This window comes from Nocardioides sp. GY 10127, assembly GCF_004919085.1.
GTDB lineage: Bacteria > Actinomycetota > Actinomycetes > Propionibacteriales > Nocardioidaceae > Nocardioides.
Genome location: NZ_STGL01000002.1, coordinates 194957 through 219463, shown reverse-complemented (window position 1 = coordinate 219463; position 24507 = coordinate 194957). Strand labels below are relative to the sequence as shown.

At 75.3% G+C, this 24507-nt stretch carries 17 protein-coding genes; 14 read left to right on the top strand and 3 right to left on the bottom strand.

Features of this window, described 5'->3' with window-relative positions; translation table 11 throughout:
* Positions 1 to 79: 79 nt before the first annotated feature.
* A complete protein-coding gene (locus E8D37_RS02790) occupies positions 80 to 2725 on the top strand; it encodes a 5'-nucleotidase C-terminal domain-containing protein (RefSeq protein ID WP_136568242.1) in 2646 nt (881 codons plus the stop codon).
* Positions 2726 to 2884: 159 nt separating this feature from the next.
* On the opposite strand, the gene E8D37_RS02785 is transcribed toward E8D37_RS02790, so the two are convergent.
* Complete coding sequence (locus E8D37_RS02785) at positions 2885 to 4657, bottom strand: glycoside hydrolase family 15 protein (protein WP_136568241.1); 1773 nt, start codon at positions 4655 to 4657, stop codon at positions 2885 to 2887.
* 196 nt (positions 4658 to 4853) lie between these two features.
* Between E8D37_RS02785 and E8D37_RS02780 the strand changes: the two genes are divergently transcribed.
* Both E8D37_RS02780 and E8D37_RS02775 read left to right on the top strand, forming a co-directional pair.
* Positions 4854 to 5189 (top strand): helix-turn-helix transcriptional regulator, encoded by a 336-nt coding sequence (locus E8D37_RS02780; RefSeq protein ID WP_136568240.1) that lies wholly within the window; start codon positions 4854 to 4856, stop codon positions 5187 to 5189.
* 321 nt (positions 5190 to 5510) lie between these two features.
* Positions 5511 to 9275, top strand: a complete 3765-nt coding sequence (locus E8D37_RS02775; RefSeq protein WP_136568239.1) for a M12 family metallo-peptidase — start codon at positions 5511 to 5513, stop codon at positions 9273 to 9275.
* Between the two features lie 46 nt (positions 9276 to 9321).
* On the opposite strand, the gene E8D37_RS02770 is transcribed toward E8D37_RS02775, so the two are convergent.
* Positions 9322 to 14136, bottom strand: coding sequence for an ATP-dependent helicase (locus tag E8D37_RS02770; RefSeq protein WP_136568238.1), 4815 nt, complete (start codon positions 14134 to 14136; stop codon positions 9322 to 9324).
* A 147-nt stretch (positions 14137 to 14283) separates the two neighbouring features.
* Here E8D37_RS02770 and E8D37_RS02765 point away from each other — a divergent pair, with 147 nt between their 5' ends.
* The 4 genes from E8D37_RS02765 to E8D37_RS02750 all read left to right on the top strand — a co-directional run bounded on the left by E8D37_RS02765 (position 14284) and on the right by E8D37_RS02750 (position 17046).
* Positions 14284 to 14862: a DinB family protein gene (locus tag E8D37_RS02765; protein ID WP_136568237.1), complete on the top strand. Its 579-nt coding sequence runs from the start codon at positions 14284 to 14286 to the stop codon at positions 14860 to 14862.
* A 37-nt stretch (positions 14863 to 14899) separates the two neighbouring features.
* Positions 14900 to 15091: a DUF3046 domain-containing protein gene (locus tag E8D37_RS02760; protein ID WP_136568236.1), complete on the top strand. Its 192-nt coding sequence runs from the start codon at positions 14900 to 14902 to the stop codon at positions 15089 to 15091.
* A gap of 72 nt (positions 15092 to 15163) precedes the next feature.
* Positions 15164 to 15991 carry an S-methyl-5'-thioadenosine phosphorylase gene (locus E8D37_RS02755; RefSeq protein WP_136568235.1) on the top strand — a complete coding sequence of 276 codons (828 nt, stop codon included), beginning with the start codon at positions 15164 to 15166 and terminating at the stop codon, positions 15989 to 15991.
* A gap of 11 nt (positions 15992 to 16002) precedes the next feature.
* Complete coding sequence (locus E8D37_RS02750; RefSeq protein WP_136568234.1) at positions 16003 to 17046, top strand: NAD-dependent epimerase/dehydratase family protein; 1044 nt, start codon at positions 16003 to 16005, stop codon at positions 17044 to 17046.
* 7 nt (positions 17047 to 17053) lie between these two features.
* Here the strand turns inward: E8D37_RS02750 and E8D37_RS02745 are convergent, their stop codons facing one another.
* The gene (locus E8D37_RS02745) at positions 17054 to 18517 is read right to left on the bottom strand and encodes a hypothetical protein (RefSeq protein WP_240770145.1); all 1464 of its coding nucleotides are present in this window, start codon (positions 18515 to 18517) and stop codon (positions 17054 to 17056) included.
* Positions 18518 to 18599: 82 nt separating this feature from the next.
* On the opposite strand from E8D37_RS02745, the gene E8D37_RS02740 reads away from it, so the two are divergent.
* The 7 genes from E8D37_RS02740 (at position 18600) to E8D37_RS02705 (ending at position 24503) form a co-directional block, all read left to right on the top strand.
* The gene (locus E8D37_RS02740) at positions 18600 to 19346 is read left to right on the top strand and encodes a glycosyltransferase family 2 protein (protein WP_136568233.1); all 747 of its coding nucleotides are present in this window, start codon (positions 18600 to 18602) and stop codon (positions 19344 to 19346) included.
* A gap of 23 nt (positions 19347 to 19369) precedes the next feature.
* The gene (locus E8D37_RS02735) at positions 19370 to 20059 is read left to right on the top strand and encodes a DUF2064 domain-containing protein (protein ID WP_240770144.1); all 690 of its coding nucleotides are present in this window, start codon (positions 19370 to 19372) and stop codon (positions 20057 to 20059) included.
* Positions 20056 to 20742, top strand: a complete 687-nt coding sequence (locus E8D37_RS02730; RefSeq protein ID WP_206055532.1) for a class I SAM-dependent methyltransferase — start codon at positions 20056 to 20058, stop codon at positions 20740 to 20742. The genes E8D37_RS02735 and E8D37_RS02730 overlap by 4 nt, the downstream gene beginning before the upstream one ends.
* The gene (locus E8D37_RS02725) at positions 20739 to 21974 is read left to right on the top strand and encodes a molybdopterin-dependent oxidoreductase (RefSeq protein ID WP_240770143.1); all 1236 of its coding nucleotides are present in this window, start codon (positions 20739 to 20741) and stop codon (positions 21972 to 21974) included. Before E8D37_RS02730 ends, E8D37_RS02725 begins: the two co-directional genes overlap by 4 nt.
* Entirely contained in the window at positions 21971 to 22405 is a 435-nt protein-coding gene (locus E8D37_RS02720; protein WP_136568232.1) for a hypothetical protein, read from the top strand. Before E8D37_RS02725 ends, E8D37_RS02720 begins: the two co-directional genes overlap by 4 nt.
* Positions 22406 to 22669: 264 nt before the next feature.
* Positions 22670 to 23731, top strand: coding sequence for a recombinase RecA (recA, locus tag E8D37_RS02710; protein WP_136568231.1), 1062 nt, complete (start codon positions 22670 to 22672; stop codon positions 23729 to 23731).
* A gap of 265 nt (positions 23732 to 23996) precedes the next feature.
* Positions 23997 to 24503, top strand: coding sequence for a regulatory protein RecX (locus E8D37_RS02705; RefSeq protein WP_240770142.1), 507 nt, complete (start codon positions 23997 to 23999; stop codon positions 24501 to 24503).
* The last annotated feature ends 4 nt before the right edge of the window (positions 24504 to 24507 follow it).

Here is a 24507-nt window from a genome sequence, read left to right as displayed (position 1 = left end):
CCCGGCGGCACGGGTCCCCGTGGGGAGGCCGGTCCGCCTCCCGCACCCGCTCACGTCTTTCATTCGGGAGAGAACCTTCATGCATGCAGCGCGTTCGCGCCTCGCCGGGGCGGTGAGCCTGGCCCTGCTGGCCACCGGCGTCGCCGTCGCCGGCAGCGGCTCCGCCCACGCCGAGCCCGTCACGGCCGCCGCCGACGGCGACATCGCCATCAACCTCCTCGGCGTCAACGACTTCCACGGCCGGATCTTCACCAACACGGTCAAGTGGGCCGGCACGGTGGAGAAGCTCCGCGCGGAGGGCGGGGACGCGGACACCCTGTTCGTCGGCGCCGGCGACCTCGTCGGGGCGTCGCTGTTCGCCTCCGCGGTCGACGACGACCAGCCCACCATCGACGTCCTCAACGCCCTCGGGCTGGACGCCTCGGCCGTGGGCAACCACGAGTTCGACAAGGGCTTCGACGACCTGACCGACCGGATCATCGGGGCCGACGGCTCGCGCAACGCGCAGTGGGACTACCTCGGCGCGAACGTGTACGAGAAGGGCACCACCACGCCCGCCCTGCCCGAGTACGCCACCTTCGACGTGGAGGGCGTCAGCGTGGCGGTCGTCGGCGCCGTGACCGAGGAGACCGCCTCGCTGGTCTCCCCGGGCGGCATCAGCGACATCGAGTTCGGCGACCCGGTCGAGGCGGTCAACCGCGTGGCCGGCGAGCTGAGCGACGGCGACGAGGCGAACGGCGAGGCCGACGTCATCGTGGCCACGTTCCACGCGGGTGCCCAGGACGGCACCGAGACCTACGAGGACGGCGTCGCCCACGGCGGCGAGTTCGCCGAGATGGCGGACCTCGACCCGGCCGTGGACGTCATCTTCAACGGTCACACCCACCAGACCTACGTCTACGACCAGCCGATCCCCGGCGAGTCCGGCACGCGTCCGCTGCTCCAGACGGGCTCGTACGCCGCCAACGTCGGCCACGTCGTCCTCAGCGTCGACCCGACGACCCACGAGGTCACCGGGTACGAGGCCGAGAACGTGGCGACGTCCAGCACGACCGAGACCGACGCCGAGCTCGCCGCCGAGTACCCGGACGTGGCGCAGGTGAAGTCCATCGTCGACGACGCCCTCGCCGACGCGGCCGAGGTCGGGAACGAACCGGTCGGCGCCATCACCGACGACGTCACCACCGCCTTCGCCGACGCGGCCCCGGTCGACGGCGAGTACGAGGGGACGACGCGGGACAACCGTCAGGCCGAGTCCACGCTCGGCGACCTCGTGGCGAACGCGCTGCGTGACGGCATCCCCAGCGACATGGGCGAGGCCGACCTCGGCATCACCAACCCCGGCGGCCTCCGCGCCGAGCTGCTCTACGCCGGCGACACCACCGACAACCCGGAGAACACCGACGGGGTCGTCACCTACGCCGAGGCCAACAGCGTCCTGCCGTTCGTCAACAACATCTGGCTCGTCGACCTGACCGGCGCCGAGCTGAAGGACGTGCTGGAGCAGCAGTGGCAGCCCAGCGGCGCCGACCGCCCCTACCTCCAGCTGGGTCTCTCGGACAACGTCGAGGTCACGGCCGACTCCTCCGCCGACGAGGGCAGCCGGATCACCTCGGTGCGCATCGACGGCGAGCCCGTCGACCCCGACGCCACCTACACCGTCTCGACGTTCTCGTTCCTCGGCACGGGTGGGGACAACTTCACCGCCTTCACCGAGGGCACCTCGAGCGACACCGGTCTCGTCGACCGCGACCTGTGGATCTCCTACCTGCAGGACGCCTCGCCGATCTCGCCCAGCTACTCGCGCCAGCAGGTGTTCGCCACCGACCTGCCGTCGTCCGTGAGCGCGGGCTCCGAGGAGTCCTTCACCCTCGGCACCGACAACGTCACCCCGGCGGTCCCGACCACCGGCGAGACGCTGGACCTCACCTCGCTGGGCTCGCCCGTCAACACCAAGGTCAAGGCGACCCTGGTGCGCGACGGTGAGACCGTCGGCTCGGCCGGCACCTTCGCCGTCACCGACGGGACGGCCGACATCGACCTGACCACCCCGTGCTCGGCCCGTGCCGGCGACTCGCTGGTGCTCACCGCCAAGCCGTCCGGCACGCAGGTCACCCTCCCGGTCGTCGCGGCCGACAGCCTGTGCTCGGAGGTCTCGGCCACCGTGCTCAACGCCGGGAAGGCGCTGGTCAACGGCAACAAGCAGCTGCGCCTGGAGGCCGTGGTCGACGCCGGCGACGGCACGCCCACCGGCACCGTGACGGCCACCGTCGACGGCACCGAGGTCGACTCCGCCGAGCTCGGCGAGGACGGCACCGCCCTCCTGGTCGTCCCGGCCTTCTCGCTGGCCGGCTCGCAGGACGTCGTGGTGACCTACAGCGGCGACGACACGGTCGAGGGCTCCTCGACCACGGTGGCCGTCCGGGTCCGCAAGGCGCCCGGCAAGATCGCCGTCTCCCGGACGCCCGCCGCGGTCCACGCCCGGACCACCCGGCCCACGTGGGACGTCTCGGTCGCCGCGCCCGGCACCAGCACCGTCCCGAGCGGGCGCGTCGTCGTGCGCACCGCGGGGTTCGCCTTCACCGCCGTCCTGCACGACGGTGAGGCGAGCCTGCGACTCCCGGCGTACGGCACGGTCGGCGTGAAGAACGTCCGGATCAGCTACCTCGGCGACGACGAGGTCACGGCGGCCACGGTGCTGCGCACGGTGCGCGTCGTGCACTGACCCACCGCCCAGCACCAGCACCACCCAGCACCGCCCAGCACCACCTGAGGACGGCCCGCCCGAGCACCCGCTCGGGCGGGCCGTCCGGCGTCGCGGGCCTCCTCCGGCCCGCCAGGTGCGGAGGTCAGGAGCGGGGCGGGTGCGTGGGGCGGGGGAGCGTCAGCGGGTCTCGGCCAGCCGGACGGCCGCCTGGACGAGCGCGAGGTGGCTGAAGGCCTGGGGGAAGTTGCCCGTCATGCGGCCGGCGTCCACGTCGTACTCCTCCGAGAGGAGACCGACGTCGTTGACGAGGCCGATCAACCGCTCGAACAGGGCCTCGGCGTCCTCGTGACGGCCCGCCCCCGCCAGGGCGGTGACCAGCCAGAAGGAGCAGGCCAGGAAGGGGTTCTCCTCGCCGTCCACCCCGTCGACGCCCGCCTCGGTGCGGTAGCGCAGCACGAGGCCGTCGCGCAGCAGGTCCTCCTCGACGGCCGCGATGGTGCCGAGCATCCGCGGGTCGTCCGGGGCCACGATCCCGGTGGTGGACAGGGCGAGCAGCGCGGCGTCCACCTCGTCGGTGTCGTAGTGCTGCCGGAACGAGTTGCGCACGGGGTCGAAGCCCTTGTCGAGCACCTCCTCGCGCACCCGGTCCCGGACCTCGCGCCAGCGCTCGACGGGGCCCTCGAGACCGTCCTCCTCGACGGCGCGCACGGCGCTGTCGAGCGCGGCCCACACCATCGCCTTGGAGTGGACGAAGTGCCGCGGCTCGCCGCGCACCTCCCACAGCCCGCGGTCCGGCTCCTCCCAGTGCGTGAGGAGCTCCTCGACCAGGGCCCGCTGGAGCGCCCAGGCGTTGTCGTCGGGGTCGCCGGCGGCGCGGCGGACGCGCGCGAGCGCCGTCATCACCTCGCCCAGGACGTCGTGCTGCTGCTGCCGGACGGCCCCGTTGCCCACGCGCACGGGCCGCGAGCCCTCGTAGCCCGGCAGGTGGTCGAGCTCGGCCTCGGGCAGCCGGCGCGCGCCGTCCACCCCGTACATGATCTGCAGGTCGGCCGGGTCGCCCGCCACCGCGCGCAGCAGCCAGCCGCGCCACAGCTCCGCCTCCTCGACGTAGCCCGCGTCGATGAGCGACTCCAGCGTGAGGGCGGCGTCCCGCAGCCAGCAGTACCGGTAGTCCCAGTTGCGCGAGCCGCCGAGCTCCTCCGGCAGCGACGTCGTCGGCGCGGCGACGATGCCGCCCGTGGCCTCGTGCGTCATGAGTCGGAGGGTGAGCAGGGAGCGCAGGACGACGTCGCCGTGGGGGAGGTCCGTGCGGCACACGGCCGCCCACTCCTCGTCCTCGGCGATGGTGCGGGCGATCCGGTCGTCGTGGTCGCCGAGCGAGGACGGCTGGACGTGGGAGGGCAGCCAGGTCAGCGAGTACGTCTGCTCCTCGCCCTCGGCCAGCGTGAAGGAGTCGCTGTGCCGGTGGTCGGTGGCCACGGGGAGCCTGGGGCCGCGCAGGAGCAGCTGGTCGGGTCCGGCGACCGCGGTGATGACCTCCTCGCCGTCGACGACCTGCCGGCGCACCCAGGGCGTGGCGGCGCCGTAGTCCATCCTGATCCGCAGCTCGTGCCGGAACCGCACGGTGCCCCGGACCCCGGCGAGCCGGCGGACGACGTCGGCGCGACCGTCCCCTCGCGGCATGAGGTCGGTGAGGGTCGCGCTCCCGGACTCCGTCGTGAAGGTGGTCTCCAGGACGGCCGAGGCACCCAGGTAGCGACGGGTCACCTCGTACGGCTCCTCGGGGACGAGCTGCCAGTGCCCGTGCTCGTCCGTCCCCAGCAACCCCGCGAGGCAGGCGGGGGAGTCGAACCGGGGCAGGCAGAGCCAGTCGATCGACCCGTTGCGGCCGACCAGCGCGGCCGTCCTGCGGTCCCCGATGAGGGCATAGTGCTCGATGGGCAGCGCCATGCACCCAACCTAGGCACGCCCGTGCACCAGCCCGTCCACCCTGTCGGCTGGCCCGTCCGGCACGCCGCGCCGGGACGGGTGGTCGCCGACCCGTTGCACACGTGGTTGGGTGGGGGAACCGCCCGGCGGAACAACACCGGCTCCGGTAACGTTGCGCCCACTCCCGCCGATCGGTGGGACCAGAGAGGAGGCCAGCATGGTGCTTTTCCGTCGACTGCTCGGCGACGTGCTCCGTGCCCGTCGCGTGGAGCGTGGCCTCACCCTGCGGCAGGTGTCGCAGGAGGCCCGCGTCTCGCTCGGGTACATCTCCGAGATCGAGCGTGGTCAGAAGGAGGCGTCCTCGGAGCTGCTCGCCTCCCTGTGCGGCGCCCTCGAGGTGCCGCTCTCGTCCGTGCTCCGCTCGGTCTCCGACGCGGTGGCGCTCGAGGAGGCGGCCCTGGGCAGCGCGGTGGACCGCGCCGTCGCCGAGGTGACCGCGACCCCGCTCGCCGTCGGGCGCGTGGCCGAGGACGTCGTGGCCTCCGCGGCCTGACAGGTCCCCACCCTTCCGTTCCGCACGCCGGGGCGCCCGCGGTCCAGACCGCCGGCGCCCCGGCGTTCGTGTCCCCAGGCGTGCCCGCGTCGTGTGGCGGTGTCCGGCGCGGAGCCTGAGCAAATCCTGAGGGCCGGGGCGTAACGGCTCCGGGAGAGGCGTCGTTGCTGGGTCACGGCTCGCCAGTGAGCCGGGACCCAGTGGTCGTGCACGGTGCGCGTCCGCGGAAGGGACGCGACGATGGCACACCCCCGGACCCCCGCACCCGACCCGAGCGCTCGGCCGGGCCGACGGCACGCTCGTCGTTGGGCCCTCTCGGCGGTGCTGCCCCTCGCGCTCGTGCTCGCGGGCACGGCCGGGGCTCCCGCCTCGGCCGACGGCGCGGGGGACGGGAGCGCGACGGGCGCGCGGGGTCGCGACGCGCGGGCCGAGGTGGCGCCCGGGTTCACGCCCCTGGCGTCCTTCGCGCTGCCCGAGGCAGGCACCGCCCGGGTGCGGGTCCGGCCGGAGGAGTACTCGGCCTACCGGGTCGACGTCGACGCGGTCGCGGACACGTTGGCGGCCGCGCCGGACTCCGACGAGGCGGGCGCCCGCGGCGTCCGCATCGAGCTGCCCGACCCCGCGGGCGGCCTGCACACGTTCGCCGTGGTCGAGGACAGCGTGATGGCGAGCGGCCTCCAGGCGGCCCACCCCGAGCTGCGCACCTTCGCCGGCCGCGACGTGGACGACCCGACCCGCACCGTCCGCCTCGACGTGACGCCGCTCGGTCTGCACGCCTCCGTGCGCGACGCGGACGGTGGCGGCTCCTGGTACGTGGACCCGGCCCTGCAGCGCCGGGGCGCCACCGCCCACCTCGCCTACGTCCCCACCGACGACACCGCACCACTCGTGGAGTCGGGGATCATCGCCCATCCCGACGGTGAGGCGCCGGCGGCTGCCGCGGCCGCCGCCGCCACGGCGGCGGGGGACCTCGTCACCCGTCGCACCTACCGGCTCGCCCTGGTCACCGACCCCAGCTACGCCGCGTACTTCGGCACCCAGAACGTCCTGGCGGAGAAGGTCACGCTCATCAACCGGGTCAACCAGATCTACGGCGAGGACTTCGCCATCCGCCTGCAGCTGGTGGACGGGACGGACGACCTCAACCTCGACACCGCGGCCAAGGCCACGGAGCCGGGCGGGCCGTGCGGTGAGTCCGCCTGCTACGACGCCGCCGACCTCGACCCCGAGACCGGGGGCTGCTCCTCCGGGCTGCTGGACCGCAACGAGTTCGTGATCGGCCAGATCATCGGGGCGGACCGCTACGACGTCGGGCACATCGCGCTGGGCATCAACGGCGGCGGGATCGCCGGGCTCGGCGTCGTGGGGGAGCAGTCCAAGGCCGACGGCTGCACGGGCCTGCCGTTCCCCGAGGGCGACTTCATGGCGATCGACTACGTCGCCCACGAGCTCGGGCACCAGTTCGCAGCCAACCACACCTTCGACGGTGACCAGGCCAACTGCTCGCTGCTCAACCGCAACGGCGGGACGTCCGTCGAGCCCGGGTCGGGCTCCTCGGTGATGGCCTACGCCGGCATCTGCGGCACCGACGACCTCCAGCCGCACACCGACCCGTACTTCTCCCAGCGGAGCATCGACGAGGTCACGGCCCACGTGACGGCCGCGCCCGGCGCCTACACCGAGGAGCAGACCGTGACGCTGACCGGGTTCGACACCGACGGTGAGACGGTGAACCTGGGCTACGACGGACGGGTCACCAGCATCGTCCGCGGGGCCGGCTACACCGTCCTCGGCGTGCAGCGCCGCCTGCGCGCCCTCACCGGCGCACAGGTCACGGTGGGCGGCTACGACGCCGGCCGCACCTCGCTGAACGACGGCGGATTCTGGGTGCGCTGGCCCGACACCGACGCCCACCCGCGCCTGGCCGTCACCGGCACGAGCGGGGACGTCAGTGCCTTCATCGGCGTGCCCTACGACGGCGGACCCGGCACCAACCAGGGCACCGCGACCGTCACGACCAACCACGCGCCCACCGTGACCGCCCCGGCCGACGCCACCCTCCCGCTGCGTACGCCGTTCACCCTCACCGGCTCGGGGAGCGACCCCGACGGCGACGCGCTGGTCTACCTGTGGGAGCAGAACGACACCGGCGGCCTGGCGGGGCTGGGCCTGGTCGAGAACACCAAGCACGAGGGTCCGCTGTTCCGCGTGTTCGGCACCTACGCGGACGTCTCGCTGGAGGACTCCCTGACGTACTCCTCGTCGGGGGAGAACCTGGCGGACGCGAACCCCTCGCGCACCTTCCCCGACCTGGAGCAGATCCTGGACGGCAACACGAACGCCGCGACCGGGACCTGCCCCGAGGCGCCGGCCGAGGACGTGCCGGTGGCCATCGTCGAGTGCTTCTCGGAGTTCCTCCCGACCGCCGACTACACCGACCCGCTCCTGGGCGCCGGCTCGATGACGTTCCGGCTCACCGCCCGTGACGGCCGCACCGCCGGTGGCACGCAGCACGACGACGTGACCCTCACCGTCGGCGACGCCGGCCCGTTCCTGGTGACCTCGCAGTCCGAGGAGGGCGCTGTCACCGGTGGGGACACCGGCACCGTCACCTGGGACGTCGCCGGCACCGACGCCGCGCAGTACGCCCCGCGCGTCCGGGTCAGCCTGTCCGTCGACGGCGGGCACAGCTACCCCTACGAGCTGGCGGGCTCCACCCCCAACGACGGCAGCATCGACGTCACCTGGCCGCAGGTGGAGACCGACGCCGCACGGGTGCGGGTCGAGGCGGTGGGCAACTACTTCTTCGACCTCAGCGACGCCGACCTGACGATCCACCCCTCGCTCACGGTGAGCACCCCGGCCGCGGCCCGGGTCCAGTACAGCGACGTCCTCGAGCCCCTCACGGTGCGGGTCAGCGCCGCCGAGGCGGACGGGGCCGACCTGGCGCTCGCCGCCTCGGGTGTCTCCGGCCTCGCGGTCACCCGCGTGGGGCAGAGCGGCGCCGGCACGCGTCCGGGCACCGCCACCTTCGCGGTGACCGGCACCGTGACGCAGGCGGTGGGGGCCGCCACCCTCCGGCTCACCGCCTCGGCTCCCGGCACAGACGGCGTCAGCACCTCGTCGGCGGTGACGGTGCAGGCGGAGGACGCCTCGGTCGGATGGGACGGGCCGGAGTCGGTCCGCTCCGACGGCGAGGAGACCCCGGTGGCCCTGCGGACGGTGGTCTCGCAGGCGGACGACGGCCAGCCGGGTGACCTGTCCCGCGCCCTCGTGACGTTCGTCGACCGGGGCACCGGCCGCGCGTTGTGCACGACCCCCGCCGACTCCGACGGGACCGCCTCCTGCGCCGGGCTGGTCGACACCTCCGAGGGCACCGAGGAGGTCGTGGTCGGCACGGTGGTGAGCGGGGACTTCGCCCGCGACGCCGCCGAGGACGACGTCGTCCTGCCCGTGCTCGCCGGCGCCCCGCAGTCCGACGAGCCGACCACGCGCCTGACGTCCGGGCCCCGCGCCGGCTCCTTCACCACCGCGCGCACCGTGCGCTTCGGCTACTCCTCCGACACCGAGGGCGTGGCCTGGTCCTGCACCCTGGACGGCGAGGAGCTCCCGTGCTCGGCGGCCGGCGCGGACGTGGACCGGCCGGCGCCGGGTGAGCACGTCTTCACCGTCGCGGCCGTCGCCGGCGACCGTGCCGACAGCACCCCGGCCACGCGGACGTTCCTCGTGCCGTCCGGCGTCGGGCGGCTGAGCACGGAGACGACGGGCTGGACCCGCAGGACCGGTGCCGGGTTCCACCGGGGCCACGCCCTCGTCGCCTCCCGCGCCGGGAGCCGGCTGTCGGCGGTCGTCCGCAACGCCGAGCAGGTCGCGGTCGTCGTCACGCGCGCACCGGGCGCCGGGCGCGTCCGGATCGCGCTGGGCGGCACGGTCCTGCGGACCGTCCGGCTGGCCGCGCCGAGCCGGACCGCCTCCTCGCTCGTGGTGCTGCCGCGCTTCGCGGAGCCGGTCAGCGGGCGGCTGACCCTCACCACGGTCGGCGGCCGGCAGGTCTCGGTGGAGGGCCTGGGCGTGCGGACCCGCTGACCGGCTCCCCGGGAGGCGACTCCCGGGGGCCTGCGGCCCGCGCGGCTCAGCCGCGCAGCTGCAGGCCCCGGGGGGTGGTGGTGAAGCCGGCGGCGGCGAGGGCCTCGCGTACGGGGGTCGGCCCCGAGCCCAGGAGGGGGGCGCCGTCGGCCCGCTCCAGCGTCAGCCGCCCCAGCGACCCGCGCTGCACGGCGGCGACCAGAGCCCCGGTGGCCACCCGCAGCTCGTCGACGTCGGTGACGAACGTGAGCAGGGTGCGGCCGCCGCGCTCCAGGTAGAGCGCCAGCCGTCCGTCGACGAGGACGACGATCGCGCCGGCCTTCCGGCCCGGCCGGTGGCCACGCGCGGACTCGGAGCCCTCGCCGGGCGCGGCGTCCTCCCCGCTCGGGCCGGGTGCGTCCGGCCAGTCCAGGGCGGCGCCGTAGGGGTTGGCCGGGTCCGAGGCGGCGAGGACGACGGCCTGGGGCGCGGCGGCGGGGTCGGCCACCCGCGGGGCGTCGGCGTAGGTGCGCAACCGGTCGACGGCGCCGGCGCTGCCGAACTGGGCCGCGCCGAGGCCGGCCACGAAGTACCCGCGGCGGGTGCGCCCGGAGTCCTCGAAGGCGCTCAGCACCTTGTACACCGCGGCGAACCCGCCGGGCACCCGCTCGGCGACGACGCTGCCGCGGGTGAGCACCCCGTACCGCTCGAGGAGTCGCTCGGCGGCGGCGTGGGCGCGCCGGGTCGGGTCCTCGTCGACCTCGGGGAGCAGCGACCACCGCCCCACCGTCTCGGGCGGGCCCCCGCGGACGACACCGCGTGGGCGGGCGCCGCCCCGGCCGCTGGTCGTCGAGGCGAGCCGCGGGCGGGCCGGGGCGCGCCGGGTGCGCTGCGTGGCGCCTCCGGAACGCGTGAGGGCGCGCAGGGGGGAGAGCGTGTCGTTGCCGACGACCCCCGCCCAGACGAGCTCCCACAGCGCCGTGGAGACCGCCGGCTCCGTGGCCGTGACCCCGGCGGAGGCCAGCTGACCCACGAGCTGGTGGAAGAACCACGCACCGCCGCCGTCGAGGACCTCGAGCAGCGCGGTGTGCAGGGCGGGCCAGTCGCTGCCGTCCTGGGCGCCGCCGGGGCCGGTGGCGGGGGAGGGCAGCGTGAGGTGGGCGGTGTCCGCGAGGTGCAGGGACACCCAGCCGTCCGCGCCGCCGAGGGCGCCGTGCCCGGCCCACAGGACCTCGCCGGTACTGGTCAGCTCGTCGAGGTGGGCGGGCTCGTAGTCGGTGACGCGCGCGGGGAGGACGAGGGACTCCAGCGCGCTGGCCGGGACCACCGCGCCGGCGAGCTGGTCGATCGCCGCGACCACGCCGTCGACGCCGCGCAGCGCGCCGCGCCGCGGCCGGCCGCCGTCGCGGGGTCGCCGCGCCGGCCCGCGGGAGCCGGGCTCCTGGGTTCCTGCCACGGTGGGCTCGACCGCCTCGACGTGCTGCCAGGCGGGCAGGAAGCGGCCCAGGGCGTCGGGGTCGACCGGCTCGATCTCCTCGCGCAGCCGCGCCAGCGAGCGGCGTCGCAGCCGGCGCAGCACCTCGGCGTCGCACCACTCGGTGCCCTGGCCGCCGGGTCGGAACTCGCCGTCCAGCACGCGGCCGGAGGCGACCAGCCGCTGGAGGGTGTGCCGCACCACCGCGGCCCCCAGCCCCAGGCGCGCCGCCACCTCGTCGGCGGTGAACGGGCCGTGGGTCCGGGCGTAGCGGCCGACGAGGTCGGCCAGCGGGTCCTCGACCGGGTCGGTGAAGGCACCCGGCACGCCCGGGGGGACCGGCACGCCGAGGCCGTCGCGGAGCCGACCGACGTCCTCGATCACGGCCCACCGGACCTCGCCCGCCATGCGGACCTCGACGACCCGCCGTGTGCCGGCCAGCCCCTCCAGCCAGGCCGCGACGTCCTCGGTCGTGGTGCCCTCGACGCTGCGGGCTCGGACCTCCTCGGTGCTCAGCGGGCCGAGCAGGCGGAGGGTGTCCGCGACGCCCTCGGCGTCCTTGAGGCGGCGGTCCTCGGCGAGGCGCTGCAGCTCCGCCTCGGTGCGCTCGACGACCTCGGGGTCCAGCAGCTCGCGCAGCTCGGTGCGTCCGAGCAGCTCGGCGAGCAGGGACTGGTCGAGGGAGAGGGCGGCCGCGCGGCGCTCGGCCAGCGGGGAGTCGCCCTCGTAGACGAACTGCGCCACGTAGCCGAACAGCAGGGTGCGCGCGAACGGGGACGGGGTGGTCGTGGTGACCTCGGCGACCTGCACCGACCGCTGCTCCACCCGGCGCAGCAGCGCGACGAGACCGGGCAGGTCGTAGACGTCCTGGAGGCACTCGCGCACCGCCTCGAGGACGATGGGGAAGGAGGGGTACTTGGCCGCGACCTCCAGCAGGGACGCCGCGCGCTGCCGCTGCTGCCACAGCGGGGAGCGGCGGCCGGGGTCGCGGCGCGGCAGCAGGAGGGCCCGCGCCGCGCACTCGCGGAAGCGGGAGGCGAAGAGCGCCGAGCCGCCGACCTCGGTCGTGACGACGTCCTCGATCTCGTCGGGGGACAGGACCAGCACGTCGGCGCCCGGGGGCTCGGCGTCGGTGTCGGGGATGCGGACCACGATGCCGTCGTCGGAGGCGACCGCCTGGCCGTCGACGCCGTACCGCTCGCGCAGGCGGGCGTTGATCGCCAGCGCCCAGGGGGCGTGCACGGGCGTGCCGTAGGGGGAGTGGAGGACCAGGCGCCAGTCGCCCAGCTCGTCCCGGAAGCGCTCCAGCAGCAGCGTGGCGTCGCTGGGGACGGTGGTCGTCGCCTCCGCCTGCTCGTGGACGTAGCGCACGAGGTTGCGGGCGGCGAGCTCGTCGAGCCCCTGGTCGCGGGCCCGCTTCTCGGCACGCGCCCGGGGCAGCCCGGCCAGCTCGCGGGTGAGCGCGCCGACGGCCTCGCCGAGCTCGGTGGGGCGGCCTAGGGAGTCCCCCCGCCAGAACGGCAGCTTGCCCGGCAGCCCGGGTGCGGGGGAGACGAGCACCCGGTCGTGGGTGATGTCCTCGATCCGCCAGCTGGTGGCGCCGAGCGCGAAGACGTCGCCGACGCGCGACTCGTAGACCATCTCCTCGTCGAGCTCGCCGACGCGCTTGCCCGGGCCACGTTCCTCGCTGCCGCCGACCAGGAAGACCCCGAAGAGGCCGCGGTCGGGGATGGTGCCGCCTGAGGTGACGGCGAGCCGCTGGGCACCGGGCCGCCCGGAGACCTCGCCGCTCACCCGGTCCCACACCACCCGGGGTCGGAGCTCGGCGAACTCGTCGCTGGGGTAGCGCCCGGCCAGCAGGTCCAGCACCGAGTCGAAGGCCGAGCGGGGGAGGGCGGAGTAGGACGCCGCCCGTCGCACCAGCGCGTAGAGGGCGTCGACGTGGACGGTGTCCATGGCCGTGATCGCGACGACCTGCTGTGCCAGCACGTCGAGGGGGTTGGTCGGGACGCGCAGCGACTCGATCGCGCCCGTCCGCATCCGCTCGACCGAGACCGCCGTGGGCGCCAGGTCGCCACGGTGCTTGGGGAAGAGGACGCCGTGCGAGGTCTCGCCGACCTGGTGGCCGGCGCGCCCGACCCGCTGCAGCGCGCTGGCGACGCTGGGTGGGGACTCGATCTGCACCACGAGGTCGACCGAGCCCATGTCGATGCCCAGCTCCAGGCTGGACGTGGCCACGACCGCAGGGAGCCGGCCGCGCTTGAGGTCGTCCTCGATGAGGGCGCGCTGCTCCTTGCTCACCGAGCCGTGGTGGGCCCGGGCCAGCACGGGCGCGCCCGCGACGACCCCGTCGGCGGTGCCCGCCTGGGCCATCATCTCCGCCGGCGTCGCGGCCGGCGCGCCGGCGGGCGGGGTGCGCGGGACGACGTCGCCGGGCTCGGGCTCGACACCCGCTCGCTCGGCGGCGATCGCGTTGAGCCGGGCGGTGAGGCGCTCGGCCAGGCGCCGGGAGTTGGCGAAGACGATGGTGGAGCGGTGGGCCTCGATGAGGTCGGCCACCCGCTCCTCGACGTGCGGCCAGATGCTGGAGGCCCGGCGGGCGGCATCGGGGTCGGGCTCGGCGAACGGGTCCTCGTCGGCGGGTGCGGCCCCGCCCGGTCGCTCCATGTCCTCGACCGGCACCACGACGTCCAGCTGCCACTTCTTCGCCGCAGGTGGCGCGACGATCTCGACGGGCGCCTGCCCGCCGAGGAAGCGGGCCACCTCCTCCAGGGGTCGGACGGTCGCGGAGAGGCCGACCCGCTGCGCCGGCCGCTCGAGGATCTCGTCGAGCCGCTCGAGGGTGAGGGCGAGGTGGGCGCCGCGCTTGGAGCCCGCCACCGCGTGCACCTCGTCGAGGATCACCGTCTGCACGCCCCGCAGCGACTCCCTGGCCTGCGAGGTGAGCATGAGGAACAGGGACTCGGGCGTCGTGATGAGGATGTCGGGCGGCCGGGTGATGAGGCGGCGGCGGTCGGCGGCACTGGTGTCGCCGGAGCGCACGCCCACCTGCACGTCGTGCACGCGCGCGCCCAGGCGCTCCGCGGTGTGCCGGATGCCGGTGAGCGGCGCCCGCAGGTTGCGCTCCACGTCCACGGCCAACGCCTTGAGCGGGCTGACGTAGAGCACGCGGCAGCGCTTCTCCTTCTCCTCCGGCACCGGTTCGACCAGGAGCCTGTCGATGGCCGAGAGGAACGCGGAGAGCGTCTTGCCCGAGCCGGTGGGGGCGACCACCAGGGCGTTCCGACCGGCGCCGATGGCCTCCCACGCGCCCGCCTGCGCCGCGGTCGGTTCGGCGAACGCCGCACGGAACCACGTACGGGTGGGCTCGCTGAAGCGCTCCAGCGGGTCGGGGGACGAGACGGGCACGGGGTCATCCTGACCGACGGCGCCGACAGCCCGGTCACCCCGCGGGGGCACGACCCGGTCGGGGCCCGCCACGAGTGGCAGGATATCGACGAAGCGTGGCTTTCCTGCCACTCGTCCGGGCCGTCGTGAGCGCCGAGGATCGGGGGCATGACCTCGCAGACCCAGCCCGCCGTCCAGCCCGCCGTCCAGCCCGCCACCGCCGACACCAAGGACTGGACGTGGGTCCTGGAGCAGCCCTGCCCGGACTGCGGCTTCGTCCCCGGCGCCGTCGGGCGCGCGGACGTCGGGCGCACGCTGCGCGCGCAGCTGCCGCTGTGGCGGTCGGTGCTGGCGGGGGAGCAGGCCGCCGTCCGGCCGGAGCCGGGCACGTGGTCGGCGACCGAGTACGCCTGCCACGTCCGGGACGTTCAGCGCGTCTTCGCCGGGCGCGTGGCGGCCGTGGCCGCGGCGGCCGACGCCCCGGCCCTGTTCGAGAACTGGGACCAGGACGCGACCGCGCTGGAGGAGAGGTACGACCTGAGCGCCCCGGGCGACGCCCTTGCCGGGCTCGAGACGGCCACCGAGGCCGTGGCCGACCTCTACGACTCCCTCGACGCGGGCGACGACGGCCTGTGGGCGCGCCGGGGGCTGCGCAGCAACGGCAGCGCCTTCACGCTGGACACGCTCGCGCAGTACCACCTGCACGACGTGCTGCACCACGCGTGGGACGTGCGCCCGACGGCCTGACCCGGCCCGTCGCCACGTCGCCGTGCATGATGGGCGGGTGCGGCACACCGAGTTCTGGGAGCGGATGGAGGAGGCGCTGGGCGCCCAGGCGCGGCCCTTCGCCCGGCTCACGGTGCTGCGCGAGCTGGGGCAGCGCACCCCCGAGGAGGCCCTGGAGGCGGGCATGACGCCCAAGGAGGTGTGGGCCGCCGTCCACACCTTCGCCGAGCTCCCGCCCAGCCTGCGCTGACGCGATCCGCCGCGGCGCGGCCCCCGGCCAGGTCACCCCTGCGGTGTCGCGGGGCTCTGACAGAGTGAGCCCATGACCCCGACCACCTCCCCGCGCGCCGACGTCGCCGTCATCGGCGGGAGCGGCTTCTACTCCTTCCTCCCGGACGCCGAGCAGGTCGAGGTCTCGACCCCGTACGGCGACCCGTCGGACCGGATCAGCATCGGCGAGGTCGCCGGCCGCCGGGTGGCCTTCCTGCCCCGGCACGGCCGCGACCACCGCTACCCGCCGCACCTCATCCCGTACCGGGCCAACCTTTGGGCGCTGCGCTCGCTGGGGGTGCGCCAGGTGCTGGCCCCCTGCGCGGTCGGCGGGCTGCGGCCCGAGGTCGCTCCGGGCGACGTCGTGGTCCCCGACCAGCTGGTCGACCGCACGTACCGGCGCAACCCGTCCTACGTCGAGCGCGGCGGCGTGCACCTGCCGTTCGCCGACCCCTACTGCCCGGGCCTGCGCACCGCGCTCGTGGGTGCCGCCCCCGACATCGCCGACGGCGGCACCATGGTGGTGATCGAGGGGCCGCGGTTCTCCACCCGTGCCGAGTCGCAGGCCTACGCGGCCTCCGGCTGGACCCTCATCAACATGACCGCGACGCCCGAGGCGCCGCTCGCCCGCGAGATGGGCATGTGTTACGCCTCGCTGGCCCTGGTCACCGACATGGACGCCGGCGCCGAGGGCGAGCACGGGGTCTCGGCCGACGAGGTGATGGCGCTCTTCGCCCAGAACCTCGAGCGCCTGCACTCGATCCTCGGCAGCGCCGTGGAGGCGCTCCCGGACCCGGCCGGCTGCTCGTGCGCCGCCTGGCTGGAGGCCACGCCACCGACCTACCGCATCCCGGAGCCCGACGCGTCCGGCCGGGCCTGAGGCGCGCCCGGATGCGCGTGCTGCTCACCGGCTCGGAGGGCTTCATCGGCGGCGCCGTCGCCGGGGCGCTGGAGGCGCGCGGCGACGAGGTCGTCCGCGTCGACCTCATGCTGCCCATGGCGCACGGCGAGGCCACCGCCCCCGCGGGCACCCACCAGCTCGACGTCCGGGACGCCGACGGCTGGACCGACCTGCTCGCCGGCGTCGACGCGGTGTGCCACCAGGCCGCCGTCGTGGGGGCCGGCGTCACGGTCTCCGACCTCCCGGCCTACGCCGGGGTCAACGACCTCGGCACCGCCGTGCTGCTGGCCGCGATGCACGAGGCGGGGGTGGACCGGCTGGTCCTGGCGTCCTCGATGGTCGTCTACGGCGAGGGCCGCTACACCTGCCCCTCGCACGGGGACCAGGTGCCGGGCCCGCGCAGCCGGGCGGCGCTGGAGTCCGGTGACGTGGAGAACCACTGCCCGGTCTGCGACGCCGCCCTCGGCTGGGGCCTCGTCGACGAGGACGCCCGCCTCGACCCGCGCTCCACCTACGCCGTGAGCAAGCTGGCGCAGGAGGGGTACGCCTCGGCCTGGGTCCGGCAGGCCGACGCCGCTTGCGTCTCGCTGCGCTACCACAACGTCTACGGCCCCCGGATGCCGCGCGACACCCCGTACTCCGGGGTCGCGGCGATGTTCCGCTCCAGCCTCGAGCGGGGGCAGGCCCCGCAGGTCTACGAGGACGGCGGGCAGATGCGCGACTTCGTGCACGTCAGCGATGTCGCCGCGGCCAACCTGGCGGCGCTGGACGCAGTCACCTCCGCGCCGGCCGGTCACGTGGCCGCCTACAACGTGGCCTCCGGCAACCCGATCTCCATCCGGGAGGTGGCCACCCTCGTGGCCGAGGGCACGGGCTCCTCGCTGACGCCCGAGGTCACCGGCGGCTACCGGCTGGGCGACGTGCGGCACATCGTCGCCAGCCCCGAGCGGGCCCGCCGAGAGCTGGGCTTCGCGGCCGCGGTCACCCCGCACGAGGGGCTGCGCGCGTTCGCCACGGCCCCGTTGCGCGCGTGAGCGGGCGTCACCAGGACGTGTAGAGGAGCTGCTGGACGGCGAGCGTGCAGATCAGCTGCACGGCCAGGCCGACGCGCAGCCACCGCGTCGGCAGCAGCGCCACCGCCACGGTCAGCCACGGCACGAACGGGACCCAGATCCGCTCGGTCTCGGCCTTGCTCATCCGCGAGGCGTCGGCGAGCGCGACCACGAGCAGGGTCGACAGCGAGAGCAGGACGAGGACTCGGACCTCCTGCGGCACGCCGGCTCCCCGTCGCAGCAGCCCGCGGGCACCACCCCTCACGCGGCCCAGGGCCACCGCGAGACCCGCCGGCACCAGGAGGCCGGTGATCACGACGAGGCAGGCGAGGTCGCCCCAGGTCCAGTACCAGGCGGGCCGGTCGGCCGCGATGCCGTCCCAGTAGCGGTCCGTGAGCACGGGGTAGGCCTGCCACCAGGAGAACCCGGCGAGCGCGAACCCGAGCACGACCGCCAAGGCGGCGAGGGCGGTCGGCACGAGGGGCCGCCAGGAGCCGGCGGCGACGAGGACGGCCAGGGCGACCAGCCCCATGAGCGGCATCCCGTAGGACATCATCACGCCGCAACCCAGCAGGAGGCCCGCGAGCAGCGACCAGCCGAGGTGCACCCGGACGGCGGCGCCACGGGCGGCCGCCGCCCCGGCCAGCGCCAGGCAGGCGATCCCCCACGCCATGACGGTGCCGATGACGGCGTCCGCGGAGACGGCGACGAACACCGCCACGGGGGAGAGGAGCAGGAACGGCGCGGCACGGCGTGCGGCGTCCTGGGCGCCCAGGGCCCGCAGGGCCACGAGCGCGGCCACGGGGAGGGAGGCCCCGACCACGGTGACCACGAGGCCCGCGGCCAGGTCGCCGCCCAGCCCGAGGTGCACCAGGCCCACGAAGAACAGCAGCATCAGCGGCGGGTGCCCCGCCACGTGCGTCGGCCAGTTCTCCGGGGCGGCCGAGTAGGGGATGCGGGCGACGTACTCGTGGAGCAGGGCGCCCACGTCGGTGACGGCCCGCGCGGTGGGCAGGTACTCGTCGCTGCTCCCGAGCACCCGGCTGAGCCCGCTGGTGCCGTCCACCAGGGCCAGGGACAGGCACCACGCGAGGCTGAGGACGTACCCGACGACCAGCAGCCGGCTCCACGAGGCGCGCCTGCACCAACCCGGCAGCCAGACCCAGCCCAGGACCGCCAGGGCGATCGCCGGCAGGGTCCCCGGGCCGAGGAGCTTGGGGTCCCACCACCCGTGCAGCGGGGTGATGAGCGGCTCGTCGACGGCGGAGCGGGAGGCCCGGGTGGCGACGTCCCAGTCCAGGAGGTGCGGCAGCGAGAAGGCGGCGGCGAGCAGGAGAACCGCGATGGTGGAGCCGACGAGGGCGAGCCGCGAGTCGCGTCGCGCGCCCCCCGGTGCGGGCGTCGCGGTCGTCCCGTCCTGGACGGACGTGCCGCCCGACGTGCCGCTGACCATGCCCCGACCCTAGACATCCCGGCACAGCCGCGGCCCGCTCCTCACCCTCCCGGGTCACGGCTCCCGCGGCTACGTTGCGTCCATGCCCCCCGCGTCCGCCGGCGATCCCGGCCCCGATCCCGGCCTCGGTCCCGGCCCCGATCCCGGCCCGGACCCTGGCGTCGCTCCCGCGGCTCCCCCTGTCGACCTGGTCCTCCCGTGCCGGGACGAGGGCCCGGCCCTGCGGACCCTGCTGCCCCTGGTGCCGGCCTCGCTGTCCGTGATCGTGGTCGACAACGGGTCGTCCGACGACACCGCCGAGGTCGCCGCCGCGCTGGGCGCCCGGGTGGTGCACGAGCCCGTGCCCGGGTACGGCGCCGCGGTGCATGCGGGGCTGCTCGCAGCGACGGCGGACCACGTCGCCTTCATGGACGGCGACGGCTCGCTCGTCCCCGCCCAGCTCCTGCCGCTCGTCGAGGACGTCGTGTCCGGCCGCGCGGACATGGCCGTGGGCCGCCGGCGGCCCGTGCGGGGCGGCGTCTGGCCCTGGCACGCGCGCCTCGGCAACCGCCTGATCCTGGCCTGGCTGCGCCGCCGGATCGGCACCCACGTCCACGACATCGTGCCCGTCCGTGTCTGCGGTCGACAGGCGCTGCTCGACCTCGGCGTCGAGGACCGCCGCTTCGGTTACCCCGTCGAGCTGCTCCAGCGGATGACGCTGGCGGGCTGGCGCGTCGTGGAGCACGACGTCGACTACCTGCCGCGCGCCGAGGGCACGCGCTCGAAGGTCTCCGGCTCGGTGCGGGGCACCGCCCGTGCCGCCCGCGACTTCTGGCGGGTGCTCGCGTGAGCGCGGGGCCGTCCGCTGCTCCGGTGACCGCCCCCTTCCGGGTGCTGGTGGTGGCGAAGGCGCCCGTGGCGGGGCGCGCCAAGACGAGGCTCGGGGCGGACGTCGGGATGACGGCCGCGGCCGAGGTGGCCGCGGCCGCCCTCCTCGACACGCTGCGCGCCGCCGTCGCCACGGTCGGGCCCGACCGTTGCCACCTCGCGCTCGCGGGCGACCTCGGTGAGGCGGTCCGCGGCGAGGAGCTGCTGCGGGCGGTGGCCGGCTGGACCGTCCACCCGCAGGTCGGCGACGGGTTCGCCGCCCGGCTGGCGCGGGCGCACGCCGACGTCGGCGGCCTCACCCAGGAGCCGGTCGTCCAGGTCGGGATGGACACCCCGCAGGTGACGCCGGCGCTCCTGCGGGGGGTCGCGGCCGACCTGGCCGGTGCCGACGCGGTGCTGGGGGAGGCGCAGGACGGCGGCTGGTGGGTGCTGGGCCTGCGCGACCCCGCGGCCGCGGCGTGCCTGGTGGAGGTGCCCATGTCCACGCCCCGCACCGGGACGCTCACCCGGGCCGCGCTGGAGGCGACCGGTCTGAGGGTGGCCACGACCCGCGTCCTGCGGGACGTCGACACTGTCGCGGACGCCGAGGCCGTCGCCGACGAGTGCCCCGGGTCGGCCTTCGCCGAGGCCTGGCGACGGGTGGTCCACGAGGGAGCCGGGGCGGTGCGACCGTGACCGGCGACGTCTCGTTCAGCGCCGCGTTCGCCTCCGCCCTGCGCGGGGGACGGGCGAGCGTCGGCGACGTGGACGCGTCGGGCGCGGTCGTCCGCGCCGCCGCCGTGCTGCCGGTCGACTCCTGGTCCGGCGAGGCCCGACCCGAGGACGAGGGCCTCCTCGCCGCCTGCAGCGGCGCCACCATCGACCTGGGCTGCGGACCGGGCCGCCTCGCGGCGGCGCTGCACCGCCGCGGGCACCGCACCCTGGGCGTCGACGTCGTGGAGGAGTGCGTCGCCCGGACCCGCGCCCGCGGCGTCCACGCCGTGCACTGCTCGCTGTTCGACCCGGTGCCGGAGGAAGGGCGCTGGTCCACGGCCCTGCTCGCCGACGGCAACGTCGGGATCGGCGGCGACCCCGTGGCCCTGCTCCGGCGAGCGGCCCAGGTCCTGGCTCCGGGCGGTCGGGTGGTCGCGGAGCTCGCCGGCCCGGGCGTCCCGTTCTCGGCGGGGTGGATGAGCATCGAGGTGGACGGCGCGCGGTGCCGCCCGTTCCGGTGGGCCGTGGTAGGCGTCGACGACGTGCACCGGCTCGCTGACCTGGCCGGTCTGGCGGTGCGCACCGTCGAGCCGTTCGGCAGCCGGTGGCTCGCGGTGCTCGACCGTGGCGCCGGCACGGGGGTCGGGGTCAGGATGGTGGGGTGACCCGGACCCCGGACGACGCTGCCGGCCCGGTCGGCGGGGGCCCGCCGGCGCGCGGCCTCGCGAGGCTGCGCGCGTCCGGCCCGCGCGAGGAGTCGTTCACCTCTCGGCTCCGCAGCCCCGCCGTGGCCGCGCGGGTGGGGGTCGCGCTCGGCTGCTGCTTCGGGCTCGCCTTCGTGACGGGCCTCATCAGCCACTACGCCCAGCTGCCCGACCCGCCCGTGCCGTTCCCGACGTCCCCCTCCTGGGGCTACCGACTCACCCAGGGCCTCCACGTGGCCAGCGGGACCGCCGCGGTGCCGCTGCTGCTCGTGAAGCTGTGGTCGGTGCTCCCGCGCCTGTTCGCCGCGCTGCCCCGCGGGCTGGGCCAGGTGGTGCTGGTCGGCGCGGAGCGGGCCGCGGTGGGCCTCCTGGTGGCCTCGGCGATCTTCATGCTGGCGACCGGGCTGCTCAACGTCTCGCAGTGGTACCCCTGGCAGTTCTCGTTCCGCAGCGCTCACTACGCCGTCGCCTGGGTCGCGATCGGCGCGCTGCTGGTGCACGTCGCGGTCAAGCTCCCGGTGGTGCGCGCAGCCCTGGGCTCCGACGTGGACGACGCCGGCCTCGACCGGTCGTCCGCCACCGCGCAGGGGGCGCTCTCCCGGCGAGGTCTGCTGCGGGTGACCTGGCTGGCGGCGGGCCTCGCGGTCCTGGCGACGGCCGGCGGCACGGTGCCGCTGCTGCGGCGCGTGTCCGTGCTCGCCGTGCGCACCGGGGAGGGACCCCAGGGGGTCCCGATCAACCGCACCGCTTCCGCCGCGGCGGTGGACGTGGCTGCGACCGGTGAGGCCTACCGTCTCGACGTCGTACGGGGCGACCGCGTGGTGAGCCTGAGCCGGGCGGACCTCGAGGCCCTCCCGCAGGTGGAGCAGTCGCTGCCGATCGCGTGCGTGGAGGGCTGGAGCGCGCAGGCGACCTGGACGGGCGTGCCCGTGCGGGACCTCCTCGACCTCGTGGCCGCCCCGGCGGGGTCGGCCGTCGTCGTCTCCTCCCTCCAGCAGCGCGGCGGGTACGCGACGACGCGGCTGCCCGGGAACTTCGCGGACGACCCGCGCACCCTCCTCGCCCTCGGCCTGTCCGGCGAGCCGCTCAGCCTGGACCACGGGTTCCCGGCGCGGGTCATCGCGCCCGACCGTCCCGGCGTCCTCCAGACCAAGTGGGTCCACCGCCTCGAGGTCGAGGAGGGCGGCTCGTGAGCGCCCCCGCCCGCGGTACCGGCGGCCGGGTCGTCCTGGGTGCCGTCGGGGTCGTGGTCCTCGGCTACGGCCTCTGGCTGCTGGTGAGCCGCCAGTCGCTCGAGGGCCTCGTGGACGTCGGGGTCTGGTGGGCCGTCGGCGTCCTGGCCCACGACGTGGTGCTGTCCGGGCTGCTCGTGCTCCTGGGGGCGGCCGGTGCGCGGCTGCTCCCGCCCGCCTGGCGCGCGCCGGTGGCCGGCGGGCTGGTGGTGCTCGGCGCGCTGACTCTGCTCGCCGTCCCCGTCCTCGTCGGGCTGGGCCGGGAGCACGCCCCCGACAACCCGACCCTCCTGGACCGGGACTACTGGGCGGGGTGGGGCGTGCTGGCCGCGCTGACGGCGGTCGGGGTCGTCGTGGCGCGGTACCTGCCGCGCCGGCGGGGACGGGGCTGACGCGCCGCCCGACACGCCGCCCGACACGCCGCCCGACACGCCGCCCGACACGCCGCCCGACACGCCGCCCGACACGCCGGTCCTCCGGTGTGTGGATCGAACACATGTTCGGGCTACGGTGTGTCCACAAGCATGTCGTGGGACGTGCTCCTCCACAGCTCTCGGGCCGGCGGAGGAGGACTGTCGGTGCCTTCTCCTAGCGTCGCCCCCGACATGAGAGAGCAAGGGAAGCCGGGCCAGACCCGGGGGAGACGGAGCAAGAACATGGCCGCGAAGACCACCACCGACAAGTCCGGCGACAAGGGCAAGGCCCTCGACGCAGCCCTGGCCGGCATCGAGCGCCAGTACGGCAAGGGCTCGATCATGCGCCTCGGCGACGAGACCCGCGCCCCCCTCGAGATCATCCCCACCGGCTCCATCGCCCTGGACGTCGCGCTCGGTCTCGGCGGCCTCCCGCGCGGCCGCGTCGTGGAGATCTACGGCCCGGAGTCCTCCGGTAAGACGACCGTGGCGCTGCACGCCGTGGCGAACGCCCAGCGCGCCGGCGGGATCGTGGCCTTCATCGACGCCGAGCACGCGCTCGACCCGGAGTACGCCAAGAACCTCGGCGTCGACACCGACGCCCTCCTCGTCTCCCAGCCCGACTCCGGTGAGCAGGCGCTCGAGATCGCCGACATGCTCGTCCGCTCCGGCGCCCTCGACCTCATCGTGATCGACTCCGTCGCCGCGCTCGTGCCCCGCGCCGAGATCGAGGGCGAGATGGGTGACAGTCACGTCGGTCTCCAGGCCCGCCTCATGAGCCAGGCCCTCCGCAAGATGACCGGTGCCCTCAACAACTCCGGCACCACCGCGATCTTCATCAACCAGCTGCGCGAGAAGATCGGCGTCATGTTCGGCTCGCCCGAGACCACGACCGGTGGTCGGGCGCTGAAGTTCTACGCCTCCGTCCGGCTCGACGTGCGCCGCATCGAGACGCTGAAGGACGGCCAGGACATGGTCGGCAACCGCACCCGCGTCAAGGTCGTCAAGAACAAGGTCGCCCCGCCGTTCAAGCAGGCCGAGTTCGACATCATGTACGGCAAGGGCATCTCCCGTGAGGGTGGCCTGATCGACGTCGGCGTCGACGCGGGCCTCGTCCGCAAGGCCGGCGCCTGGTACACGTACGAGGGCGACCAGCTCGGCCAGGGCAAGGAGAACGCCCGCAACTTCCTCCGCGACAACCCGGACCTGGCCAACGAGCTGGAGAAGAAGATCCTCGAGAAGCTGGGCGTCGGCCCGACCGTCGACGCCCCGGCCGACGAGCCGGTCGGCATCGACGACTTCTGAGTCCACGGTGGGGCACCTGGACGAGGAGAGGCCGGCACCGGACTGGCTCGGTGACGTCTCCCTGGGCGTCGACGCGTGGACGCGCGGCGCCCAGGGACCGTCGACCCCGAGCGAGGACGCTCAGAAGGCAGCTCCGTCCGGCGACGCCACCGGTGGACGCCGTGGCGGTGGTCGTGGACGGGGTGCCAACAGCCGGGGCGGACGCCGCCGACACGGCGACGACGCCCCCGCCGACGCCCCTGGTCCGCCGGAGGACCCGGAGGCGGTGGCGCGGACGATCCTGCTGGAGCAGCTGACGGGCCGCGCCCGCAGCCGGGCCGAGCTGCGCACCAAGCTCGACGCGAAGCTGGTGCCGGAGGAGATCTCCGAGGCGCTGCTGGACCGGTTCGAGGAGGTCGGCCTCGTGAACGACGAGGCCTTCGCCCGTGCCTGGGTGTCGAGCCGGCAGTCCTCGAAGCTGCTCGCCCCGCGCGCCCTCGCCCAGGAGCTGCGCCGCAAGGGCGTGGACGACGAGACCGCGCGCACGGTCCTCGAGGAGGAGGTCCAGCCCGAGGACGAGGAGGCGGCCGCCCGGGCGCTCGCGCGCAAGAAGCTGCGGACCATGCGGAACCTGGACGACGAGGTGGCCCTGCGCCGACTGCTCGGTGCCCTCGGCCGCAAGGGCTACGGCGGCGAGCTCGTCTACCGGGTCGCCCGCGAGGAGGTCCGCGCGGACCGCGGCGTCGAGGACGACGAGGGTGGCCTCGGGGGCTCCGGTCTCGACCTGCCATGATGTC

Excerpts from the sequence above, each read along its gene's own strand:
- recA (WP_136568231.1), top strand. The coding sequence starts at position 22,670 with ATGGCCGCGAAGACCACCACCGACAAGTCCGGCGACAAGGGCAAGGCC.
- E8D37_RS02745 (WP_240770145.1), bottom strand. The coding sequence starts at position 18,517 with ATGGTCAGCGGCACGTCGGGCGGCACGTCCGTCCAGGACGGGACGACC.
- E8D37_RS02740 (WP_136568233.1), top strand. The coding sequence starts at position 18,600 with ATGCCCCCCGCGTCCGCCGGCGATCCCGGCCCCGATCCCGGCCTCGGT.
- E8D37_RS02755 (WP_136568235.1), top strand. The coding sequence starts at position 15,164 with ATGACCCCGACCACCTCCCCGCGCGCCGACGTCGCCGTCATCGGCGGG.
- E8D37_RS02790 (WP_136568242.1), top strand. The coding sequence starts at position 80 with ATGCATGCAGCGCGTTCGCGCCTCGCCGGGGCGGTGAGCCTGGCCCTG.
- E8D37_RS02785 (WP_136568241.1), bottom strand. The coding sequence starts at position 4,657 with ATGGCGCTGCCCATCGAGCACTATGCCCTCATCGGGGACCGCAGGACG.
- E8D37_RS02765 (WP_136568237.1), top strand. The coding sequence starts at position 14,284 with ATGACCTCGCAGACCCAGCCCGCCGTCCAGCCCGCCGTCCAGCCCGCC.
- E8D37_RS02750 (WP_136568234.1), top strand. The coding sequence starts at position 16,003 with ATGCGCGTGCTGCTCACCGGCTCGGAGGGCTTCATCGGCGGCGCCGTC.
- E8D37_RS02780 (WP_136568240.1), top strand. The coding sequence starts at position 4,854 with ATGGTGCTTTTCCGTCGACTGCTCGGCGACGTGCTCCGTGCCCGTCGC.